Genomic DNA, 19,772 nt, shown 5'->3' with positions numbered 1-19,772 from the left:
CTTTTCTCGTTTGGTGGTGAAGTATGGATGAACAGTATGTAAATACGATATTGGGCATGGTCAAGGAGCTTGGGCAATTCCAAGACGACAAAGACACGATCATTAAGCTGCAAATTCGATTTGTCACACGAAAGGTACTTAACTATATCAATCACACAACGGTTACACTGGCCTTGTACGAAATCATAGCGGAAATGGTAACACAAGCAATGATGTCCGGAGGTTCAACCGTCATACAAGGTTCTGGCGCTGTCAAAAAAATTACGCGGGGGGATTACTCCGTTGAGTACGACGTAGGAGCCAAAGAGGTCGGAGGCAGTATGAAGCAAGCTGACATCCTGACGGACTATCGTGGGCAGCTCAACCGTTATCGGAGAGTGAGGACGGTATGAACGAGATGCAAGCCATTGAAAGCACGTATTTTGATTCCTGCGACGTTTTCCGTGTAGTCAAAACCAAAGTTAACGGGCGAACAGAGACACGTCGAGAGGCTGTATACAACGGTTTACGATGTGCGTTGAGTTGTAGCAATGTTCAGACGTCGTTGACGCAAGATGGCGCACGCTTCACAACAGTGCAGCGATACACTTTGTACATGAATCCTTCATTCAACATTGAAGAAGGCGACGAAATAACGATTCGTCATGAAGGCCAGACGTTCGTTATGCTGGCAGCCGTACCATTCAAGTATCCGAGTCACCAACAAGTGCCGTTATCGGCAGAAGGTGAAGCGTAATGACATTCCATAACGGTTGTGAAGAGTACGCGCAGCAGATGCACCGAATGATTCAGCTTGTAGAGTCTGACATGCCGACTTTCGTAGCTCAACAGGGAAATAGGGCGCTTGCCAAGACGAAGAAACGCACACCAGTAGACATGGGTCTGTTGATAAACGGGTGGCGCTTGAGTAAGGTCTATCGTTCTGGTGACAAGTGGCGCATTACCATGTTCAATAACACTGAATATGCACTCTACGTTGAGTACGGTCACCGCTTACGGATCAACGGTAAGACAAAAGGGCGCGTCAAAGGTCGATTCATGATGCAAACGAGTGTCAAGGAGACGGAAAACGACTTGCCGAAACATTGGCTTACATTCATGCGGTCGAAATGGAAGGAGGCGGGCAAGTTTGATTAGACAACTTGAACAGGCTGTCATTAACAAGTTGGATATGCTGCACCCAGACAGCGATATTTACACGGAGAACATGGAGCAAGGCTTCGAAAGAGACTGCTTCCTTGTCCGAGTGTTTCCGAGCCGTTCACAATGGCTTACGCCTGTCATGATGACTTCCACTCCACAGGTGTTAGTCTCCTATTATCCGCTGGATGACAGTTATGACGATATGTACAAAGTGTGTGAGCTGCTGCAATACCACTTCCAGACGGTTGAAAGTGATGAATTGACGATCAACATCGAGAGTGTTGATACAGAAATCGTGGATGATGTGTTGCACATGACACTTAACACGAACATTGTAGCCATTTACGGCGATAGAAGCGCGGGCGAATACGAGCCAATGCGCGAAATCTACATTGATGATGTGGAAATTAAGGAGGGATAAACATGGGGCTTCCCAAGATTAACATCATGTTCCAAGGACTTGGCGCATCTGCGTTCATGCGCGGTGCTAGGGGCGCTCTAGCCATTGTTTTAAAGGAAGATAACCACAATGGAACATTTACACTGTATAAACCCACTGACGCTCCTAGTGGCTTGTCTGATGTGAATACGAAGCAAATAGAGCTAGCGTTCATGGGCGCAGAGTCTACGCCTTCAAAAATCTATTTGGTTATCGTGAAGCGTGATGCAGCTATTAACGATGTGTTGACCGAGCTTGAAAAAATCCGCTTCGATTACCTTGTTTACCCAGAGATTGCCGAGGATGAAAAGGTTAAAGTCGCTACGTGGATCAAGAGCGAACGCAAGGAAGGTAAGATGGTGAAAACTGTCCTGCCAAACCACGCAGCCGACCATGAGGGCGTAATTAACTTTACAACCGAGGATATCAAGGTTGGCAATGTGACTTATACGACTGCTGAATATTGTTCTCGTATCGCTGGTATCATTGCTGGCACTAATCCTTCCGTATCCGTTACATACCAGCCGCTTATGGAAGTCGAGAGCGTCAAAGCTATGCCGAAACAAGAGTTGGATCAAGCAATCGACAAGGGCGAATTCGTACTTTTCCATGATGGTGAAAAGGTCAAAGTTGGTCGCGGCGTTAACAGTTTAGTTACAGTCACAAAGGACAAGGGTGAGGATTTCAAAAAAATCAAGGTTGTCGAGATTCTGGACATGTGGTATTCCGACATTCGCCGCACGCTTGAGGATAATTACATTGGTAAATATCCAAACAGCTACGACAACAAAGTGTTGCTTATCATGGCAATCAAAGCATACAACGCTGGTCTGGAAACCGACGCATTACTTGATAAAGGTAGTGAAATCGGCATCGACTTGGACAAGCAGCGAAATTTCTTGGAGGGTATCGGCGTTGACACTTCCAAGATGACAGAACAGCAATTGAAGGAAGCAAATACACGCTCCAAAGTGTTCCTGCGTGGCAAGCTTCGCCCTTTGGACGCGATGGAAGATATCGAAATCACTATTGGAGTCTAAGGGAGGGAAATAGATGTCTTACAAAGCAAATGAAGTTATAAGCGGTACGCATGGTGAAGTGTGGATCAATGGCGAGAAATTCGCCGAGGTCTACGGTTTGCAAGCGAAAGTAAACGCGATTAAAGAAGATGTTCCGATGTGCGGAACTCGTAACGGTCGTGGTAAGAAAAGCATGGGTTGGGATGGCACAGGCACAGTCCGTTACAACAAAATCAATTCCCGTTTAATGCGTGAAGTTGGTCAAAGCATCAAGGATGGCAAGGATATTGTGTTTACGATCATTTCCAAGCTTGCTGACCCATCCGCACGAGGTGCAGAACGCATTGCGTTGCATAACTGCTCTTTTGATGACGTAACACTTATCGATTGGGAAGCAAACAAGCTCCAACAAGTCGAAGCGCCATTTACGTTCGACGATTACGAATTTATTGATCTGATTAACTAAGGAGGACTCACAATGTCTATCATTAATACTTTGCTCGAATTGGATAAAAGCCAATTGGAACTACCTACGAAAATGGTTAAAATCAACCGCTTGTCGCAAGTCGCTGGAAAGGTTGTTGAATTCAAAGTGTCCGGTATTTCACCGGAACGAATGCGAGAGCTACGTGAAATGAATAAACGCTTGAATCCTGAGACGAAGGAAGTTGAGGTTGACTTTGACAAGGTTCAGGCAGAGATGCTGCTGACAGGCATTGTGGAGCCGAATTTGCGCGATGAGCAGTTGCTGAAGCATTACGGCGCAGTGACTCCGCACGAAGTCCTCAACGCCCTTCTGAACATCGGAGAGCAAGAGGCGCTATATGCAGAAATCGGCATGTTGACAGGTTACGGCGTGGAAGCGATTGAGGAAGTAAAAAAGCCGTAAAGAGTGATTACCATTCAAACTTTTTATATTGGAATTGGAAGAAGAGAGGGCATCCACCTTCCTACTTCCAGTCCATGGGAGAAGGTGAATTGATCACTCTTTACGCATTCTATGAGATGGAATTGGAGGACGAGAGCAAGAACCCTGCTGGCTGTCCTCTTATGGGGGTATAAAGAATGGCAAAAGTCGCTTCAACCACCTTCGAGATAGATGCAAAAGCCTTAAATACTCTTAAATTGATGGCAAAAGCCGCCGACAAACTAAGCGGTTCCGTTGCTGGCTCAAATGGCAAGTTGAAGAACATGCAGGGGCAGATATCCCGAACAAGCAGCACTGTTTCATCGTTGGATAAGAGCGTATCGAGGGTTGGCGGTAGTTTCGGCAAGCTGCAAAGCAAGGTTGAACGCGCTAGTGCCGCCGTGTCTCGCATGGGTTCCAGAGCTTCTACGGCATTCTCAAGCGTTCGCAAGCATGTGGACAAGGTTGGTTCTGGCATTGGCTCCATTACAAGCAAGGTATTCTCCTTGCAAACGGCATTGATAGGTCTTGCCACTGGCGCAGCCATGAAGGTTGGATATGATAAGACAATCGGCAGCTACATGGACTTTGAACAGGCACAAGCCATGATTTATGGTACGTTCGGCATGAAGAACAAGAAACAGGCCGACACATACATGAATTGGGCTGAAACTTATGCATTGACATCGCCCGTACTCAACAGCCAAGAGATGATACAGGGTTCGTCATCCTATCTTGCTGAAACTAGAGATATGAAACAACTAGCGCAGATGTGGGATATCACAGAACGATTGATTGCAAAAAATCCATTCCAAGGTGTTGAAGGCGCGGTTTTTAGTATGCGTGAATTGCTTAGCGGTGACGCTGTTTCTATGGCTGACCGCTTTGACTTTGGGAAAAAGGATTTAAACCGAATTAAAGATTTACCAATGCAAAAGAAGCTCGACGGAATGATCAAGCTGCTTGAGTCTAAGGGTATCACGCGCGAAACGGTTGACCTTGTTGCTGGCACGTCCCGAGGCTTGATGAATCAAATTGACGAAACCTTGGGCAAGTCTTTCAAAATCATGGGTAAGCCAGCGGTTGATAAGGTTATTAGACCGTGGTTACAAGGTTTTCAAGATGCATTAACAGATGAACGCATGGCGCCTTACGTGAAATTTGGTCAACAGATGTTGACAGGCATGTCCGAAGCATTCACAGAGCTTGCAAGCGGTGCTGGCAAGTGGATTGACGGAATTATAAATAATCCTGCATTTGCAAACTTACCGACAATGGGGGAAAAGTTCTACTTTGTATTGACTTCAATCCGAGACAGTTTCTCCAATTGGCTCTCGAATGGTGGGTCAGAGACGATCCAGAACATGGTTAGTGGCATGATCAAGGTCGTTGTGCAGGGCATAGAGGACAACATGCCAGCAATCATATCCATCGGTACTGGAATCGGCAAAGGCTTGGCAATGGGGGCGCTAGATGGTCTTAAGGGTGCTATAGGTGGCCCGTTGCAAGGTTTGTTGGGAACAGATGGAGCCGAGTTTAAAAACGCAGCTAACTTCTCAGATAAACTACAAGCACACGCAGCAGCAAACGGTAGCAATACGCCGATGATCAAGCCGACATCCGAAATGAAAGACATATCCGAATATCGAAGTCCGTCACTTTGGGACAAAACAAAGGACTTTTTCGGCTTCGCAGTTGGTTCCCGCCGTATTCCAAGGGACATGCCTGCTATGTTGCATGAAGGGGAAGAAGTAAGAACGAAAAGGGAAGTCAATGCTGAAAAGTCCCGATCAGCAAACGACATGCCTATCATCAATATTCAGAGCATGACTGTCCGTGAAGAAGCAGACATACAAAAGGTGGCTGCTGAATTTGTGCGGCAATACAAAATGGCTATCACGGCAGCAGGAGGGTGATTCTATGGAATTTTGGTTGACACGTAAAAACGGGGTTGAAAAGCTATGGTTTCCTATTCCTGCCCGTGAGTTCCGGATTGATGGGACACGGCATATCACAAAAGAATACGTGAATGGATCAGGGGAGATTGCGTTGGCTGGCAAGAAGCAGCTTACGACAATCTCTTTTTCGTCTTGGATTCCAGCAGCTCCACGTAATCGCTATGCACAGTATCCCAACTATCCACTGGCATACGAGTTTATAGACGAGCTGGAAAGATGGAAAAACGATACAGTTACATGCCGTTTCTTCATTACAAATACAAGTGTCAATTTTGCGTGTTTGATAGAGTCATTTTCATATTACGAAAGACCGGGTTCGCGTGATGTAGAGTTTGAATTATCACTTTGCGAGTATCGGTATTTGAGTCAAGAGAAAGCAGCAGCCAAGCAAGGAAGACCTTTGCCCGCAACCTACACATTTAAGAGTACAGATACGATTTATAAGGTTGCTAGGACTTACTATGGTGATGCCCAAAAATTTCTTACTATCTGCAAAGCTAACGGCATCAAAAATCCTGACAAAATCAAAACAGGAACAGTTTTGAGGTTGCCACGATGAAAATACAGGTAAACGGCAAGGATATTGTAATTAAATCTGCGACGTGGCGTGGGAGCGTATATTCACCGTCTCGAATACTAGAGTTTGATGTGCCAGAAAGCGGTACAGATGACCAGTATAAGCCTTATGGTTTTCAGTTAGGCCAAGTGGTCAAGATGTTCGATGAACGTGGTCAGATGGCGTTCATGGGCTTCATATTCGCTCAGGACGTGTCGTTCTCTCGTTCAAATAGACATGTCGTTGCATACGATCATTTGGTGTATCTCATGAAATCGAAAGGAACATTCAACTTTAAGGGTACAACCTTGAATAACGTTGTTCAAACAATTGCAAAGCTTGCGGGTATACAGGTTGCATCCGTTTCGGATGGGGGTACATCCATCAAGATGCCGCCCATTCAATCATCTAGCTTTTACGATGTTGTAATGAAAGCATGCAATTTGACTGCACAGAAGACGGGGCGGCGCTATATTCCGCTTGTTAGTAACGGAAAATTGAACGTTATCCGTAAGGGTTATGTAACCGTGGCAACCAAGTTGGAAGATGAAATCAATATTCTTGATTCTGCGCATTCAGAGAGTATCGAGAACGTTGTAAACCGTGTAGTAATCGTAAATGAAAAAGGCGTATCACTAGGGAAAATAGACGGCAGCGGACAACGGCAATACGGTATCCTACAGGATGTCTACACAAAGGCCAAAAAAGAGAAGGATTACAAGGGCAAGGCCAAGGCGCTATTGCGGCCTGTTGAGTACGAAACAAGGGTAACAGCACTTGGGGATATGGAATGCATCACGGGTCGTTCTGTGGCGGTTGTAGAGCCATTCACGAAGCTAAAAGGGAAATTCTATATTGATGAGGATATACACACTTTTAAAGACGACACACACACGATGCAATTGAAACTGAATTTTTCAAATATCATGGACGGAGGCGAAGGGGGATGAGTTTTCCCGAATTAGTCAGCATCATACGACAAGAGGGGAAGGCGTACAACCTTCCTGCTCCATCAATCGGCACTGTTGTATCACGATCACCAATTGTCATCAAGGTCGGTGATCTTTCCTTGGATTCGACGCAGTTCTTCACAATAACCGTGCTTGAAAAAGGGGATGATGTGGTTGTTTTCCCCACTTCCGACGAGAACCAGTATGTCGTTGCAAGGGTGGTTGAGCTTGAGCCATGAGCGTGTTTCCATTCATTTTTCCTGAGCCAGAAGCAATTGAGGAAGCAAATTCCCTTCCAATATGTAAGGAATATGCGTTTAATTTTGAACGCGGTGAATTTGAACTTCGAAACGGCAAGCAATTTGTTGTTACAGAGCTTCCAGCGGTTTTGATAAAGGTGAGAAAGGCGCTCATGACTGAACGCTATATCTATGAAATGTACTCATTTGCATACGGCGTTGATTATACGAGTTTGATTGGAAACTCTTTTTCGAGGCAAGCGACAAATGCAGAAGCCGAGAGATACACGCGAGAGGCACTAGAAGGCATACCTTGGGTGACAGGAATACGTGAGTTTGAAGCAGCTTTGATAAAAGATAAGCTACATATTTCATTTGTGCTGGAAACGGTATACGGCAATGAGGGGGTGACGCTTTGAAAAGCAGACAAGAATTAATTAACATCATGCTTGCGAACGTATCGGTAGACGTGGACAAGTCTGAGGGTAGTTATGTGTATGATGCAGTGGCAGGAGTTGCAACCGTGTTGGAGGATGTCTATTTGGACATGAGCATGCAGGAAGGCCGTTATTTACTTGATACAGCCGTAGGTGAGGATTTGGACGCAGTAGCATCCATACTGGGCGTTACAAGAAAGCCAGCGACACGTGCGAAGGTTGATCTTATTGTAACCACTGTTGGAACCGTCAAAATTCCCAAGGATTCACGTTTCTATGCTGAATCGGAAGCGGTATTCTATGTGTCTTTATATGACGTGGAAATTACGGGAAGCGGGTTTGTCCTAGTGGAATGTGAGGAAGCTGGTACAATCGGTAACGTCCCAGCTAATACAATTTTGAACATGTCTGATCCCCCCGCAGGGTTTGAAAGTGTTACAAACACAGTTCCGGTTACAAATGGATACGATGCAGAAGGTGACGAAGAATATCGGCAGCGCATTTATGACCGCGCTAGAACGCCAGCAACAAGTGGGAACGCACAGCACTATCTAAATTGGGCGAGAGAAGTGACAGGCGTCGGTGATGCAAAAGTGTTCCCATTATGGTCGGGGAATGGAACAGTAAAGGTAGTCATTGTAAATTCAAACAAATTGGCTGCTGATGATGAGTTGGTCAAGACTGTTTATGATCACATTGAAATAGCCCGACCAATTGGCGCCACTGTAACAGTAGAGAGTGCAAATGAAAAGCTGGTGAACATATCAGCTAAATTGACGCTTGATTCTGGGGGTTCGCTAGAACAAGTTAAGGTCGCTATATCAGCAGCGATTGCCGAACACTTCCGTTCCATTGTGTTCAAGCGTTCAAGCGTTTCCTATGCCCTTATTGGTGCTGTGCTGCTTGATACTGTTGGGGTGGTAGATTATACAGACATGGCGCTCAACGGTATGGTGTCCAATATTCCACTAGCAGAAAATGAGATTCCAGTTGTAGGTGAGATAAATGTCACTACCTAGATTACCAGCTTACTATGACAATAGTCGGATTATGCAGGAGCTGCGAACGGCTGAAACTATTGTAATCGAAGAAATAAAAGGTCATTATACAGAATTCAAGGCACAACCGATCATTGACACAGTTACATACACAATTGAACGGTGGGAACGGATTTTTGGCATTGTGCCCGATCCACAGAAGCCAATTGAGCAGCGGCGCGAACAGGTCAAGGCGAAGGCGCGCGGCGCTGGTACAGTGACAAAAGCCCATATTAAAAATGTGATCGAAGCGTATACGAATGGTGAAGTCGAAATCATTGAACATCCAGCCGAATACAGATTCGAAATCAAATTCGTGAATAAGTACGGAAGGCCGCCGCGAATTGAAGATGTGAAAGCAATCATTGAGCAGATCAAGCCAGCTCATCTAGGCTACGGCTTTGTGTTCAAGTATGCGACACATGGGGATTTGAGGGGGAAGACTCATGCAGAGCTATCCAAGTTTACACATGTACAGATTAGAGAGGGGGCGGGTTTAAATGGCTGAACAAACGCCTAACCTTGGACTTGCTATTCAAGGGCAGAACGACAACTATGACATTGATATTCATAATGAAAACTATCGAAAAATTGATACAGCTATTTCTAATATCAAGGTCACACCAGAAGAAATAGGAGCAGCAAAAAAGGCAGACTTAGATGCCCACGTACAAGATACGACAAAGCACGTTACTGTAGAAGAACGTAACACATGGAATGCCAAGGAAACGCCTGAGGGGGCACAACAGAAGGCAAATGCTGCGGAGTCTAACGCCAAAAATGCCAGCCTGCCACGTACTGGCGGAACGATTTCGGGCAATCTCGCTGTAAGTAATGCGCTCACGGTCGCGGGGCGAAATATCATTACTGAACTAGATTCGGTAAAGCAATCTGGCGTTGACGCGAAAAATCGCATTGCGGGTGCGGTCAGCGCCAAGGGGGTTCCTGCATCCGCAGCCGATGAATGGCCTACGCTCGCGTGGAAGATTGGGCAAATTACTACGGGCGTGCCAATGGCAAGGATTACGACGTCCGTATCTGAGTCGCAAAAAAATTTCCTTATTTCAGAAGGTGACACAACTACGTGGGGACTTTATTACATTATAGTCACCGGACTGAGTTTCCAAGCAAAAGGCATTGTCGTTTTTGGTGAAAATTTTTATTCATTGGCAGCATTTGATTTTTATACTAACCCAAGAATTTCGGTAAGCGGAGCGACGTATAATCATCAGGTAGTGTATAGGGATACACTACCGCAACTAAACGAGTGGTCTATATTAGCTACGATTACACCTACCAGTTTTGTAGTACCAGTATCGCGCTACGAAGACGATAGCAATAGACCAGCAAGCGTAATAGTCTATGGTTAGGAGGGATACGGTTGAAAATCGGTCGTAGAATCTTTTATGACATAGTAACAGGCGAAAAACTGGTTGATACTGGCGAACGTTCGGGGGATGTGTTCGTGACAACCATCGAACACGACATTAAAGTCTATACAGCCCTGTCTGAACGCAATCGAGAGTCTTTTGATTACATTGAATTGGAATATAAACAGTACGCCAAAGACTTTGCGATGAGTAATGGCTACCGAGTCAATCCAATGATAAAAGAAATTGAATTTTCGTATCCTGATCCAAATCAACCAGAGCCAGAGAAACCAACATATCAAAAGCCTTTAAGCGAAGAAGTGGACGAGCTTAAACAGTCGGTTGCAGAATTGACAATCATGATTGCGCCACCGCAATAAGAAGGGGTGATTTGAATGAATTTTACGAAAGATAGTGGGCTTGTGAAGGTATGGGTTGGACTGGTCATGGTTGGAGTTTACAAAATGGAACAAGTTCCGAAGCTATTCAATTTAAAAGAGGTCGTAAATGGAATAATCAGTGGAACTACAGAATAAGGCGCTATCGCATAGACGGTCAGCGTATTTTTGTGCCCTCGGCTAATGTCGGGGGCTATTTTAATTCGAGGGGGAAATGACATGGAAAGATTGGATATTGTCATTAAAACGACTATAGCAGCCAGTGGTGGTGTGGTTGCATTTTTGTTCGGCGAGTGGCCTTTGCTTTTGCAAGTGTTATTGATCATGTCAATTGCTGATTTTATCACTGGATTCATTGCAAGTGGTGTAGAAGGAAAATTGAAAAGCAAGGTTGGGTTAATTGGAATCGCTCGTAAGGTATTTATTTTCGTCATTGTTGCAATAGCGCACCAAGTAGACACGATTCTAGGAGGCCAACATCTCTTGCGAGATGCAACGATCTTCTTTTACATGTCTAATGAATTGCTTTCGATTATCGAAAATGGTGGGCGTATTGGTGTTCCATTGCCCCCTGTAATCAAAGAAGCGGTAGAAGTTTTGAAAGGAAAGGGAGGCAGCAAAAATGGAAATTAAACAACGTTTATTACCAGATGGAAGAAGCAATAAACCGGACAAGCCAATGAAACCGATGTACATCACAGTTCACGAAACGGATAACACAGATGCAGGAGCTGACGCGGAACGACATGCCAACTACATATTGAATGGAAGTGGTGGGCGTCAAGCATCATGGCATTATACTGTTGATGATAAGCAGGTATACCAACATTTGCGTACCAATGAACAAGGTTGGCATGCTGGTGACGGTACAGGCAAAGGGAACACGCAATCCATCGGCATTGAAACATGTGTGAATAGTGATGGAGATTACGAGAAGACATTGCAGAACGTTGCGTGGCTTGTTTCTAAGCTTATGAATGATCACAGCATCCCATTGGAGAATGTAGTCCCACATAAGCATTGGAGCGGCAAGAACTGCCCTCAAAGGCTGCTCAAACGGTGGGATTATCTTGTCAAACTCATCAAGGGAACTCCTGCGCCTACTGTAGCCCCTGCTGTGGACGTTTACGTAAATGGAGTGAATGTTGGAAAGGGTGATATCATAAACGGCGTTACACGCTGTCCTGTTCGTTCTGTGGCTCAAGCGTTGGGTGCATATGTAGTTTTTGATCCCAATACGAAGAGAGTAGATATTACGATGAATTAACATTATATAGAAAAAGAGAGCTGTAGGATTAATCTCCTTCGGCTCTCTCTTGTTATGTATATTAAAATTCTGGATCGATCAACAAACAACCATCTGGAATTGGATTACCTTCATCATCTACACGTTGCAAACTCAGTTGGAATTCATCTATACGAATTTCCATTGCTCCCTCAATAGGAGTAAGGCTTGCCCATCCTCCTCCACCTTTTCTGTATCTATACTTCTTGAATTGTTCTATTGGCATCCACATTCTTACTTTGAAAGTATTCTTCATAGATACTCACCCCTGATGTGCTTTTAAAGACACATAGTCTTTTTCTAAAAAAGACCCCGCCCCGTTTTTCAATAATGAATTATAGATTCGACACCCATTCATGAAATCCTTCTTTCGTTTTATGACGAAACTATGAACACATATAAAATGAAACTTGACAGTACGTGGTATAATAAACATACACAAAAGAGAACTCATGTTCGTATATATATGTCGCGGGGAGGCTAAATATGCTTGACGTGGAACAACTACTGAAAACGCTAGAGGAAGCAGGATATGACACTACAGAGGCAGTAGAAGTCCTAGAAACCATCGTCGAGTCAAGGAGGGAAAATGATACATAAAGAAAGGGGCTTAACCTTTATTTGATAAGGTCAAGCCCGTTTTTCAATAAGTTATAAACTTTCATTTTCTCTTCTTCTGTCAGTTCTACGCCTTTATATTTCCAAACCTTGTTGACCAGTTGTTCTACGTCGATATCGTCCGTTTCTCCCCGCGGTGCAGGATCGTCCGTTTTCAAAGTAAGATAATCAACTGTAGTATGAAACAGTTCTGCCATTTGAACTAATATTTGCGGTGGTGGTGAAGCCTTTCCCACTTCGTAGTTATATATATTCCCCGGAACTACCCCTAACTTGGCTGCAACCTCATTTTTTTGTAATCCGTATTTCATACGCAATTCTTCAATTCGAATACCCACCAATTTTCTGTATTCCTTCACATCCATATTGTCGATATCCATCTGCAATATTCTCCTTTTTCAAAAAAAATAGAATAAAGTGTTGACACCAAAAATATTGGTGTGATATTCTTTAGTTGTTCCCACGAACCCAAAATTTTATACCCAAAAAGAAAGGAGGACGAAAGGTGCGTGATCGTCTTAATCAATTAATTTTGGCGTATGGTGGTTATACTCGCTTTGCTGCTGATATTGGCAAAACTGAGAAAACCGTTCGTAACATCTGCTGCGGGTCATCTACACCAACAATGTTGGGAGCGTTCCAGATAGCTAAGAAGCTAGGCGCAAGTGTTGATGAACTGTTCCATGATCTTTACCGAAATGTATGAGTGATCGCTCATATATCGGTGTTATTATTAAAGGTTACTTTTAATTACAAATGAAGTATATCACACCAACATTTTTGGTGCAATATTTTTTCATTATGTTTTAAATGGTTTTAAATAATTTTAATATTTTTTATTCAATACACCAAAAATTTTGGTGTTGGGAGGTGCGAAGCGTGACGTATCAAGAGACAAAGCACTGTGTCCATCTTGTGTTGACGTTCTTGATTGGGGTACTTTTAGGTACTGGATTTACCTTGGCATTGATTGCCTAACTTTATGGAGGTGTAGCTGTGAAAAAACGAATTGCAAAAAAGCAGCAACAGCGCAAGCAGCGTGAACAAGAACAATTGCAAGCTGCATGGGAGTTGATCACGGATACGTTGCACAAGCAATATGAATCTTACTTGTTTTTCGTAAATAGGGAGCTAGTTTCAAGTGAGTTTATCAAAGGTTGGCAGTATACGCTTTACAATCACCATTTCAAGTTGCACGGTACTAAAGTTTATCCACTTAGAACGGAGGTTCACAAATGACAACTCAATTGTTCAATTTCGGAATTCATAAGGTGCGTGTTGTTTTGAAGGACGGCAACCCTTGGTGGGTTGCGAAAGATGTTTGTAAGGCACTTGATATCACGAACACAACAGTTGCGCTTCAACGACTCGATAATGACGAGGTGGCTAAGTTCAACTTAGGTGGTCTTTATGGAGAATCAAACATTGTTAACGAATCGGGACTTTATTCGTTGGTCTTGGGCAGCAGGAAGCCAGAAGCAAAACAATTCAAGCGGTGGGTAACTTATGAAGTTATTCCTTCTATTCGCAAGCATGGCGTCTACGCCGCTGACGAGCTATTGGACAATCCCGACTTATTCATCGAGACGTTGCAACGTTTGAAGAATGAGAAGGAGCGAAATAAAGAGTTGCAAGCCGTCATTGACACACAAGAGCCATATGTTTCATTTGCACTCGCTATCACGGAGTCAGAAGGAAGCATGTCAGTGAGCGAAGCTTCAAAATGGATCAGTGAGCACGGGCATGTTATTGGTCCAATTCAATTATTTAAGAAACTACGAGATTGGGGGATGGTCGGGAGAAAGAGCATTTTCAACCTCCCTACTCAATCGGCAATTAGATCGGGCTACCTAGAACTAGCAACGAAAAAAGACCAATTGATTCACTACCGCCAAACCATCAAACGATGGTTACACGTAAAGGGCTGTTATATATTCATACTCGTCTGAAAAACGAACAAACAAATTGAAAGGGGATCAACGCATATGAGATTGTACGACCTGACAGAACAATACCGCGACTTGCTGGAAATGGCGCAAGAAGGCGGCGAAGGTGTGGACTATGCTGCAATGCTGGAAGGTATGGAAGGAGCTATTTCCGACAAGCTGGACGGATATTGCAAAGTGATTCGCACCCTTGAAGCCGAGGCAGAAGCAGTGGCAAATGAGTCAACAAGACTTGCACAACGCAAGACGAGTCTTGAAAACGAAGCAAAACGTATGAAAGACGCTATCAAGGTTAATATGATGCGCATCGGTATGGATAAGCATAAATCACCTATGTTCACCGTGTCCGTGACTAAACCACGGGAGCGTGTAGAAGTTTTGAATATCAAAGCAGTGCCGCTTGAATTCAAGACTAAACCTGAACCAACCGTAAATAAGAAGGCCATTATGGATGCTTGGAAGGCTGGCAAGAAGGTACGCGGGGTAACTATTGTGCAAGGTGAACTGGGGTTGATGATCCGATGATTAACGGCAAAACGGTTGAACAGGTCATGGCAGAGCTAGCAGAGCCATTCCCGCCCGAAGATATTGAATGGCGTGTGGGCAGCACGAACGGGGGAAAAACGAAAGGAATTGCCCTTGCTTATGTGACGAACCGAGCTATCATGAACCGTCTGGATTCGGTGGTTGGTGCATTCAATTGGCAGAACAATTATAGAGAGTGGAAGGGACATTCTCAACTGTGCGGCATCGGTATTCGTTTCGGTGAGGACTGGATATGGAAATGGGATGGAGCTGACGACAGCCAGACAGAAGCGGTAAAGGGTGGACTATCAGATTCAATGAAGCGCGCTGGATACCAGTGGGGCATTGGTCGATACCTGTACAAGCTTGAAAATGTGTGGGTTCCTATTGAACCGATAGGTAAGAGCTACAGGTTAGCACAAACGCCTAAATTGCCACAGTGGGCACTTCCTACGGGGTATACAGGCCAACAAACTAATACGGGCAACAAAACACAGAGAAGCACGCAAAAGACACAAGGGAAGCAGGAGAACAATTCCCCTTCTAACAATGATGGTGGTAGTCAACAATCTTCCAATGATACAGGCACACAGAAAAGGCAAATGACCGAAAAGCAAAAGCAGCGTTGGGAGGTTGTTAGGCTGTTGAAAGCTGGCGGTCTGGATGATGCTCAGGCACAAGCTTGGATCGACAAGCAGAAGGAACAGAAACGTGATTACAAAACTATGCTTGATATTTGCCAGAGAGCATCTAAAAGATAGGGGGAATTAACATATGATTAATAACGTTACGCTGATAGGACGCGCAGTAAGGGAACCAGAATTGAAATACACAGGAAACGGAACAGCGGTTGCAACATTCACATTAGCGTGTGACAGACCATTCACTGGTTCTGATGGCAAGAAAGAAACGGACTTCATTCCTGTAGTATTATGGAGAGCATCGGCAGAGTTCGCAGCCAACAACGTCAAGAAAGGCAAGTTGCAAGCAGTAACTGGACGCATCCAAGTTCGTAATTACGAGAACACCGAAGGCAAGAAGGTTTTCGTGACGGAGGTTGTAGCGGACAATATTCGAGTGATTGAGTGGGGCGATGTGATGAATAACGCTCATGCTGGTGACCCATTCGGAGATGATGGTAAGCCAATCGAAATTTCTGATGATGACATGCCATTCTAGGAGGAGATTCCTATGCAACAAGTATATTTGAAGTGGGATTTGTTCCACAAGCTGCACACTTCTACGCAATTTGACCTTATGGCAACAGGGTTGGTTGCACTGGATGACAACGGTTGGTACATTCTGCCCGAAGTCCTTGCTACTGGTGATGTTGCGTCTACTCATACCCAGAACACCAAAAATATTGGTTCAAAAACCAATAAAGATGATTCGATTGCGGAAATTATTGCTTACTTGAATGAGAAGGCAGGGACGAAGTACAAGTCAAACACGTCAGCGACAAAGTCACTTGTAACGGCACGTTTGAAGGAAGGATTCAGCGTTGACGACTTCAAGCGAGTGATTGACCACAAATGCGCGGAATGGCTGAATGACTCCAATATGCGGAAGTATCTACGTCCTGCAACATTGTTCGCAGCTTCTAAATTCGAAGGATATTTGAACGAAGCACCGGAGCAGAAGACAGAAGAACAGAAGCACCCACAGCTTCCACCGAGACCGGATGAAACAGAGGTGAAGGACTATGGCTTCGACGAATGACACTTTCCAGTATGAAATGTCGCTTATCGCAGCGTGCGGTAAGCACCCGTTAAGATTCGAGGAAGTGGCTGCTTTAATCACGGCAGACGACTTCCAAGAAATGTGTTTTTCGAAAATGTTTGAAATTGCGACCGAGCTTGCATCAAAAGATGAGCTGACAACACCAAAACTCATACTTCACGCAAAACGCAACGGCGCATTCCAAGGAGTGGCAGAACCAGAAGGGTTGCAAAAGATGATTCTTAACACTCCGGTGAGCGGGGAACTGGTGATGGACTACGCCAATCAGGTAAAAGAGTTGTCCATGAGACGCAAGGCAGCAGCGGTTGCACAAGAGATTTTCGAATATGCACAAACGGACGATTTCACACCGCAAGGAGTTATTGAACTGGCAGCGCGTGCAATGCCTGAGTATGCAGCAGATGAGCAGACGTTCAAAGATTACTTATTGGAATATTACGAAGACAAATTGTCTGGTGAAATCAAAAATACACCGCTGACAGGATTCCAAGATATCGACAAATGGATGCAAGGCATCGGTGACAATCGCCTAATCGTTTTGGCGGCAAGGCCAGGAACAGGTAAGACAGCTATAGCATTGCAGATACTGCGAAACATAGCGAAGCAGAAGGAATTCGGCGTTCCAGTATTCTTCTCCTTGGAGATGGCTAGGAAAGAACTTACGGACAGATTGGTAGCATCCATAGGTGGACTGAACGCCAAAATGGTGATGAGAAACGAGTTCAACGACGAACAGCGTGAACGGTTTGCAAAGGCGGTTGATGCATTGCGCAGCATGACATTTCACATCGACGATAGATCGAGAATCAATGTGAACTACATCAAACGAAAGTGCCTAGCCCTCAAGCGAAAGCACGGAAAACTATCCTGCATCTTTATAGATTATCTCGGTTTGATTGACATGCAGACAGGCAAGAACGAAGCGCCGCACGAAGCGATTGCGAGAGTAACACGGGAACTGAAAATATTCGCTAGTGAAATTGGTTGTTCTATCTTTCTATTGGCACAACTCAACCGAGCTAGTGAACGAGAGAAGCGACCACCAATCATGTCAGACCTTCGCGGTTCCGGTGCAATCGAACAGGACGCGGATATGATTATCTTCCTTTACGACCATGACGAGAACGACAAGGAGAAGATTGAGACAAAGGTGGATTTTATCGTGGCAAAAGGTAGACAGACTGGTATTGGTACATTCGGGCTTACATTCGTCAAACCAATCCAAAGAATGAGGGAACGCATATAGTAGTTTGCAAGGAAAGGATGTATCCAGTGACCGCCGAACGTATTCTAGCAGCATGCAAAGCAGAGATAGAAGCACTCCTAGAACGCAGTGAGCGCGAGAATAGGCTTTCCTTAGAACGTTTAACTACTCTCGCCCTGCTGAATGGGGACGTCACCGAACCGGAAAGCGACGCCATTATGAGCCTTATGGATGAGCTTTTGGAAGGGTTTCGACTGCTTGAAGCTGCAATACTACGTCGAAGACTCGCACAACGCATGGATAATGGGGCGGCAATGATTGAACAAGAGCAAGACCGGAAGAAGAAGCATTTCTATGAACGGCTGTTCAAGGAAATTGAAAAAGAGTACATCAAGGAGGATTCTATATGCCAGCTTTACGGACTGTGAAAATGGAATTTCCGCTTTACGACACAAATGACACGCTACGGCAGCGGCTGCAGAAGGTTCATGAGGAACTGGCAGAGGTTGCTTTCGAAACGGCAGACGGTAAGAAGGTTAGTATTTTGAAGGTTCTTCTTGAAGCGCAGGACGTCATGCAGACGGCAATTGGATTGGCTTATGACGGATTAGCTAGAACGATTGATCCTGAAAAGGCCGTTGCAATGCTGGAAGTGTTGTTGGGTGAAGTAAATCAACTGCACGTTGACAAGATCAATCGGTACAAGCAGGAACGGGGGCGGAAGGCGCTATGACACACTTTGTAGGAATTGACCCAAGCACGAAGACGGGGTTTGTACGGATCGGACTTGATGGCACGGTATTGGTTGAAAAGTTGATCACCAGCGAACACACGGAAGACGTAAAACGCTTAAGTGATCTTGTTGAACAAATTGTGATCGAACTCAATCATGATGATGTGATTTGCATAGAGTCGCTTTCCATTGCTTCGAAAGGTTCCTTTGCTAACCAGATGTGTGGATTGCAATACATGCTGCGTAGCAAGATTATGAGCATGGGAATGACATATATCAACGCTGCTCCAACTCAATTGAAGAAATTCGTTACCGGACATCATCAAGCTAAGAAAGAAGCGTTCATTTTACCTCTATTCAAGAATTACGGTTACGAGAATAGCGACGATAATATTCGAGATGCGTATGGGCTTGCTCAAATTGCGCGTTCGGTACGCACAGGGGTATTCGCAAATAAGAAGCAGGAGGAAGTTGTAAGGAAGGTGTTGCAGAGTGCCAAAGCGTAACTATGCAGCCGAAATCATTGAATTGCTCCATGAAGCTATGAACGAGTATGAAGCAGCTAAAGAGGGGCAGAGCCGTTGTGAGCTGGAATATAACGATATCAATCATGCTCTCGAATTGTTAGAAATGAATGCAGTTGAATTGGTTAAGACGGCGGCTGATATGAAAAGGTGCAGACGGGAACGCCGTGTATTCAAGGAGACAGCGGAATTACTAGAACCGCTGAATCAGTGGGCAGAGACTTGGAACAAGGCATACATTGCGCTTAAACAACTGGCACAGGAAACGGACAAGACGATTCGAAAAATGGAACGTCGGAAGTATACGCCGCGCGTCAAGACAGAATTAACTTCGCGGTTCCACAAGGAGGGCAAGCGCTGATGGAAATAGCAATTAACTACATATACACGCGCTTTGATCCGGTGTATATCGCAATCGGCAATCCACACACAGTGGTTATTGTTCAGGACGATGCACGGCAGCACTACCCTTATATTGGAGCTTACGAGCTGCGTTACGGAATAGATAGAATTGCGGTTCGCATTTCTAAGGATAAGGCTGGTATTACGGTGATTGGTCATTTCACACAGGATGGTGAAGCAACAACATGCCATATTGGTTTATTTAGTGAAAAGGGCGCCATACAAGCGGCAAATGATTTCATTCGAAATGAATTAACCGAACGACGTGCCTTGATAGAACCGTATTTCCCGAACATTTATCTAGGGCAAGGACAGATAAAGCTATTCGAATAACGGAGGGTG

General features: G+C 44.7%; 34 protein-coding genes. 32 read left to right on the top strand and 2 right to left on the bottom strand.

Going from position 1 to position 19,772, the window contains the following annotated elements; all coding sequences use genetic code 11:
• The first annotated feature begins 23 nt into the window (after positions 1–23).
• The 19 genes from PAV_RS27620 (at position 24) to PAV_RS27535 (ending at position 11,720) form a co-directional block, all read left to right on the top strand.
• Positions 24–392 (top strand): hypothetical protein, encoded by a 369-nt coding sequence (locus tag PAV_RS27620; RefSeq protein WP_005551537.1) that lies wholly within the window; start codon positions 24–26, stop codon positions 390–392.
• Positions 389–736, top strand: a complete 348-nt coding sequence (locus tag PAV_RS27615) for a hypothetical protein (RefSeq protein ID WP_005551535.1) — start codon at positions 389–391, stop codon at positions 734–736. Before PAV_RS27620 ends, PAV_RS27615 begins: the two co-directional genes overlap by 4 nt.
• Positions 736–1,137: an HK97 gp10 family phage protein gene (locus PAV_RS27610; protein WP_005551534.1), complete on the top strand. Its 402-nt coding sequence runs from the start codon at positions 736–738 to the stop codon at positions 1,135–1,137. Before PAV_RS27615 ends, PAV_RS27610 begins: the two co-directional genes overlap by 1 nt.
• Complete coding sequence (locus PAV_RS27605; RefSeq protein WP_005551533.1) at positions 1,130–1,564, top strand: phage tail terminator family protein; 435 nt, start codon at positions 1,130–1,132, stop codon at positions 1,562–1,564. The genes PAV_RS27610 and PAV_RS27605 overlap by 8 nt, the downstream gene beginning before the upstream one ends.
• Before the next feature lie 2 nt (positions 1,565–1,566).
• Positions 1,567–2,622: a phage tail sheath subtilisin-like domain-containing protein gene (locus tag PAV_RS27600; RefSeq protein WP_005551532.1), complete on the top strand. Its 1,056-nt coding sequence runs from the start codon at positions 1,567–1,569 to the stop codon at positions 2,620–2,622.
• A 13-nt stretch (positions 2,623–2,635) separates the two neighbouring features.
• On the top strand, positions 2,636–3,067 hold the full coding sequence (locus PAV_RS27595; RefSeq protein ID WP_005551531.1) for a phage tail tube protein: 432 nt from the start codon (positions 2,636–2,638) through the stop codon (positions 3,065–3,067).
• Positions 3,068–3,079: 12 nt separating this feature from the next.
• The gene (locus PAV_RS32825; RefSeq protein WP_005551530.1) at positions 3,080–3,490 is read left to right on the top strand and encodes a phage tail assembly chaperone; all 411 of its coding nucleotides are present in this window, start codon (positions 3,080–3,082) and stop codon (positions 3,488–3,490) included.
• A 176-nt stretch (positions 3,491–3,666) separates the two neighbouring features.
• Entirely contained in the window at positions 3,667–5,424 is a 1,758-nt protein-coding gene (locus tag PAV_RS27585) for a hypothetical protein (RefSeq protein WP_005551528.1), read from the top strand.
• Between the two features lie 4 nt (positions 5,425–5,428).
• The gene (locus tag PAV_RS27580; RefSeq protein WP_005551527.1) at positions 5,429–6,025 is read left to right on the top strand and encodes a LysM peptidoglycan-binding domain-containing protein; all 597 of its coding nucleotides are present in this window, start codon (positions 5,429–5,431) and stop codon (positions 6,023–6,025) included.
• Entirely contained in the window at positions 6,022–6,972 is a 951-nt protein-coding gene (locus PAV_RS27575; protein WP_005551526.1) for an XkdQ/YqbQ family protein, read from the top strand. Before PAV_RS27580 ends, PAV_RS27575 begins: the two co-directional genes overlap by 4 nt.
• Positions 6,969–7,211 (top strand): DUF2577 family protein, encoded by a 243-nt coding sequence (locus PAV_RS27570; protein WP_005551525.1) that lies wholly within the window; start codon positions 6,969–6,971, stop codon positions 7,209–7,211. The genes PAV_RS27575 and PAV_RS27570 overlap by 4 nt, the downstream gene beginning before the upstream one ends.
• Positions 7,208–7,630, top strand: a complete 423-nt coding sequence (locus PAV_RS27565; protein WP_005551524.1) for a DUF2634 domain-containing protein — start codon at positions 7,208–7,210, stop codon at positions 7,628–7,630. The genes PAV_RS27570 and PAV_RS27565 overlap by 4 nt, the downstream gene beginning before the upstream one ends.
• On the top strand, positions 7,627–8,667 hold the full coding sequence (locus tag PAV_RS27560) for a baseplate J/gp47 family protein (protein ID WP_005551523.1): 1,041 nt from the start codon (positions 7,627–7,629) through the stop codon (positions 8,665–8,667). Before PAV_RS27565 ends, PAV_RS27560 begins: the two co-directional genes overlap by 4 nt.
• Positions 8,654–9,193 (top strand): putative phage tail protein, encoded by a 540-nt coding sequence (locus tag PAV_RS27555; RefSeq protein WP_005551522.1) that lies wholly within the window; start codon positions 8,654–8,656, stop codon positions 9,191–9,193. The genes PAV_RS27560 and PAV_RS27555 overlap by 14 nt, the downstream gene beginning before the upstream one ends.
• A complete protein-coding gene (locus PAV_RS27550; RefSeq protein WP_005551521.1) occupies positions 9,186–10,055 on the top strand; it encodes a hypothetical protein in 870 nt (289 codons plus the stop codon). Before PAV_RS27555 ends, PAV_RS27550 begins: the two co-directional genes overlap by 8 nt.
• A gap of 11 nt (positions 10,056–10,066) precedes the next feature.
• On the top strand, positions 10,067–10,435 hold the full coding sequence (locus PAV_RS27545; RefSeq protein ID WP_005551519.1) for a hypothetical protein: 369 nt from the start codon (positions 10,067–10,069) through the stop codon (positions 10,433–10,435).
• A 15-nt stretch (positions 10,436–10,450) separates the two neighbouring features.
• Positions 10,451–10,591 carry a hypothetical protein gene (locus PAV_RS35395; protein ID WP_005551517.1) on the top strand — a complete coding sequence of 47 codons (141 nt, stop codon included), beginning with the start codon at positions 10,451–10,453 and terminating at the stop codon, positions 10,589–10,591.
• An 81-nt stretch (positions 10,592–10,672) separates the two neighbouring features.
• A complete protein-coding gene (locus tag PAV_RS27540; RefSeq protein ID WP_005551515.1) occupies positions 10,673–11,086 on the top strand; it encodes a phage holin family protein in 414 nt (137 codons plus the stop codon).
• Positions 11,076–11,720, top strand: coding sequence for an N-acetylmuramoyl-L-alanine amidase (locus tag PAV_RS27535; RefSeq protein ID WP_005551512.1), 645 nt, complete (start codon positions 11,076–11,078; stop codon positions 11,718–11,720). The genes PAV_RS27540 and PAV_RS27535 overlap by 11 nt, the downstream gene beginning before the upstream one ends.
• 61 nt (positions 11,721–11,781) lie before the next feature.
• Here PAV_RS27535 and PAV_RS27530 read toward each other — a convergent pair whose 3' ends face one another.
• Together PAV_RS27530 and PAV_RS32820 are read right to left on the bottom strand one after the other, a co-directional pair.
• A complete protein-coding gene (locus PAV_RS27530) occupies positions 11,782–11,994 on the bottom strand; it encodes a hypothetical protein (RefSeq protein ID WP_005551511.1) in 213 nt (70 codons plus the stop codon).
• A gap of 361 nt (positions 11,995–12,355) precedes the next feature.
• Positions 12,356–12,736 (bottom strand): helix-turn-helix domain-containing protein, encoded by a 381-nt coding sequence (locus PAV_RS32820; protein ID WP_005551508.1) that lies wholly within the window; start codon positions 12,734–12,736, stop codon positions 12,356–12,358.
• A gap of 125 nt (positions 12,737–12,861) precedes the next feature.
• On the opposite strand from PAV_RS32820, the gene PAV_RS27520 reads away from it, so the two are divergent.
• The 13 genes from PAV_RS27520 to PAV_RS27460 all read left to right on the top strand — a co-directional run bounded on the left by PAV_RS27520 (position 12,862) and on the right by PAV_RS27460 (position 19,763).
• The gene (locus tag PAV_RS27520; RefSeq protein ID WP_005551506.1) at positions 12,862–13,062 is read left to right on the top strand and encodes a helix-turn-helix domain-containing protein; all 201 of its coding nucleotides are present in this window, start codon (positions 12,862–12,864) and stop codon (positions 13,060–13,062) included.
• 290 nt (positions 13,063–13,352) lie between these two features.
• Positions 13,353–13,595 (top strand): hypothetical protein, encoded by a 243-nt coding sequence (locus tag PAV_RS27515; RefSeq protein ID WP_005551505.1) that lies wholly within the window; start codon positions 13,353–13,355, stop codon positions 13,593–13,595.
• A complete protein-coding gene (locus PAV_RS27510) occupies positions 13,592–14,305 on the top strand; it encodes a BRO family protein (RefSeq protein WP_005551504.1) in 714 nt (237 codons plus the stop codon). The genes PAV_RS27515 and PAV_RS27510 overlap by 4 nt, the downstream gene beginning before the upstream one ends.
• 36 nt (positions 14,306–14,341) lie before the next feature.
• Positions 14,342–14,827 carry a siphovirus Gp157 family protein gene (locus PAV_RS27505; RefSeq protein ID WP_005551503.1) on the top strand — a complete coding sequence of 162 codons (486 nt, stop codon included), beginning with the start codon at positions 14,342–14,344 and terminating at the stop codon, positions 14,825–14,827.
• Positions 14,824–15,588, top strand: a complete 765-nt coding sequence (locus PAV_RS32815; RefSeq protein ID WP_005551502.1) for a Rad52/Rad22 family DNA repair protein — start codon at positions 14,824–14,826, stop codon at positions 15,586–15,588. The genes PAV_RS27505 and PAV_RS32815 overlap by 4 nt, the downstream gene beginning before the upstream one ends.
• A gap of 13 nt (positions 15,589–15,601) precedes the next feature.
• Positions 15,602–16,006, top strand: a complete 405-nt coding sequence (gene ssb / locus PAV_RS27495) for a single-stranded DNA-binding protein (protein ID WP_005551501.1) — start codon at positions 15,602–15,604, stop codon at positions 16,004–16,006.
• 12 nt (positions 16,007–16,018) lie between these two features.
• Positions 16,019–16,546, top strand: a complete 528-nt coding sequence (locus tag PAV_RS32810) for a conserved phage C-terminal domain-containing protein (protein ID WP_005551499.1) — start codon at positions 16,019–16,021, stop codon at positions 16,544–16,546.
• Complete coding sequence (locus PAV_RS27485) at positions 16,530–17,813, top strand: replicative DNA helicase (RefSeq protein ID WP_005551498.1); 1,284 nt, start codon at positions 16,530–16,532, stop codon at positions 17,811–17,813. The genes PAV_RS32810 and PAV_RS27485 overlap by 17 nt, the downstream gene beginning before the upstream one ends.
• Positions 17,814–17,839: 26 nt before the next feature.
• Complete coding sequence (locus PAV_RS27480) at positions 17,840–18,199, top strand: hypothetical protein (RefSeq protein ID WP_040737034.1); 360 nt, start codon at positions 17,840–17,842, stop codon at positions 18,197–18,199.
• The gene (locus PAV_RS27475) at positions 18,178–18,504 is read left to right on the top strand and encodes a hypothetical protein (RefSeq protein WP_005551493.1); all 327 of its coding nucleotides are present in this window, start codon (positions 18,178–18,180) and stop codon (positions 18,502–18,504) included. Before PAV_RS27480 ends, PAV_RS27475 begins: the two co-directional genes overlap by 22 nt.
• Entirely contained in the window at positions 18,501–19,010 is a 510-nt protein-coding gene (locus PAV_RS27470; protein ID WP_005551490.1) for a crossover junction endodeoxyribonuclease RuvC, read from the top strand. Before PAV_RS27475 ends, PAV_RS27470 begins: the two co-directional genes overlap by 4 nt.
• Positions 18,997–19,389, top strand: coding sequence for a hypothetical protein (locus PAV_RS27465; RefSeq protein ID WP_005551488.1), 393 nt, complete (start codon positions 18,997–18,999; stop codon positions 19,387–19,389). The genes PAV_RS27470 and PAV_RS27465 overlap by 14 nt, the downstream gene beginning before the upstream one ends.
• Complete coding sequence (locus PAV_RS27460) at positions 19,389–19,763, top strand: hypothetical protein (RefSeq protein WP_005551486.1); 375 nt, start codon at positions 19,389–19,391, stop codon at positions 19,761–19,763. The genes PAV_RS27465 and PAV_RS27460 overlap by 1 nt, the downstream gene beginning before the upstream one ends.
• Positions 19,764–19,772 lie beyond the last annotated feature (9 nt).

This window comes from Paenibacillus alvei DSM 29 (assembly GCF_000293805.1).
Classification (GTDB): domain Bacteria; phylum Bacillota; class Bacilli; order Paenibacillales; family Paenibacillaceae; genus Paenibacillus_B; species Paenibacillus_B alvei.
The sequence above is the reverse complement of the archived record's forward strand: the minus strand, read 5'-3'. Positions and strand labels throughout refer to the sequence as shown.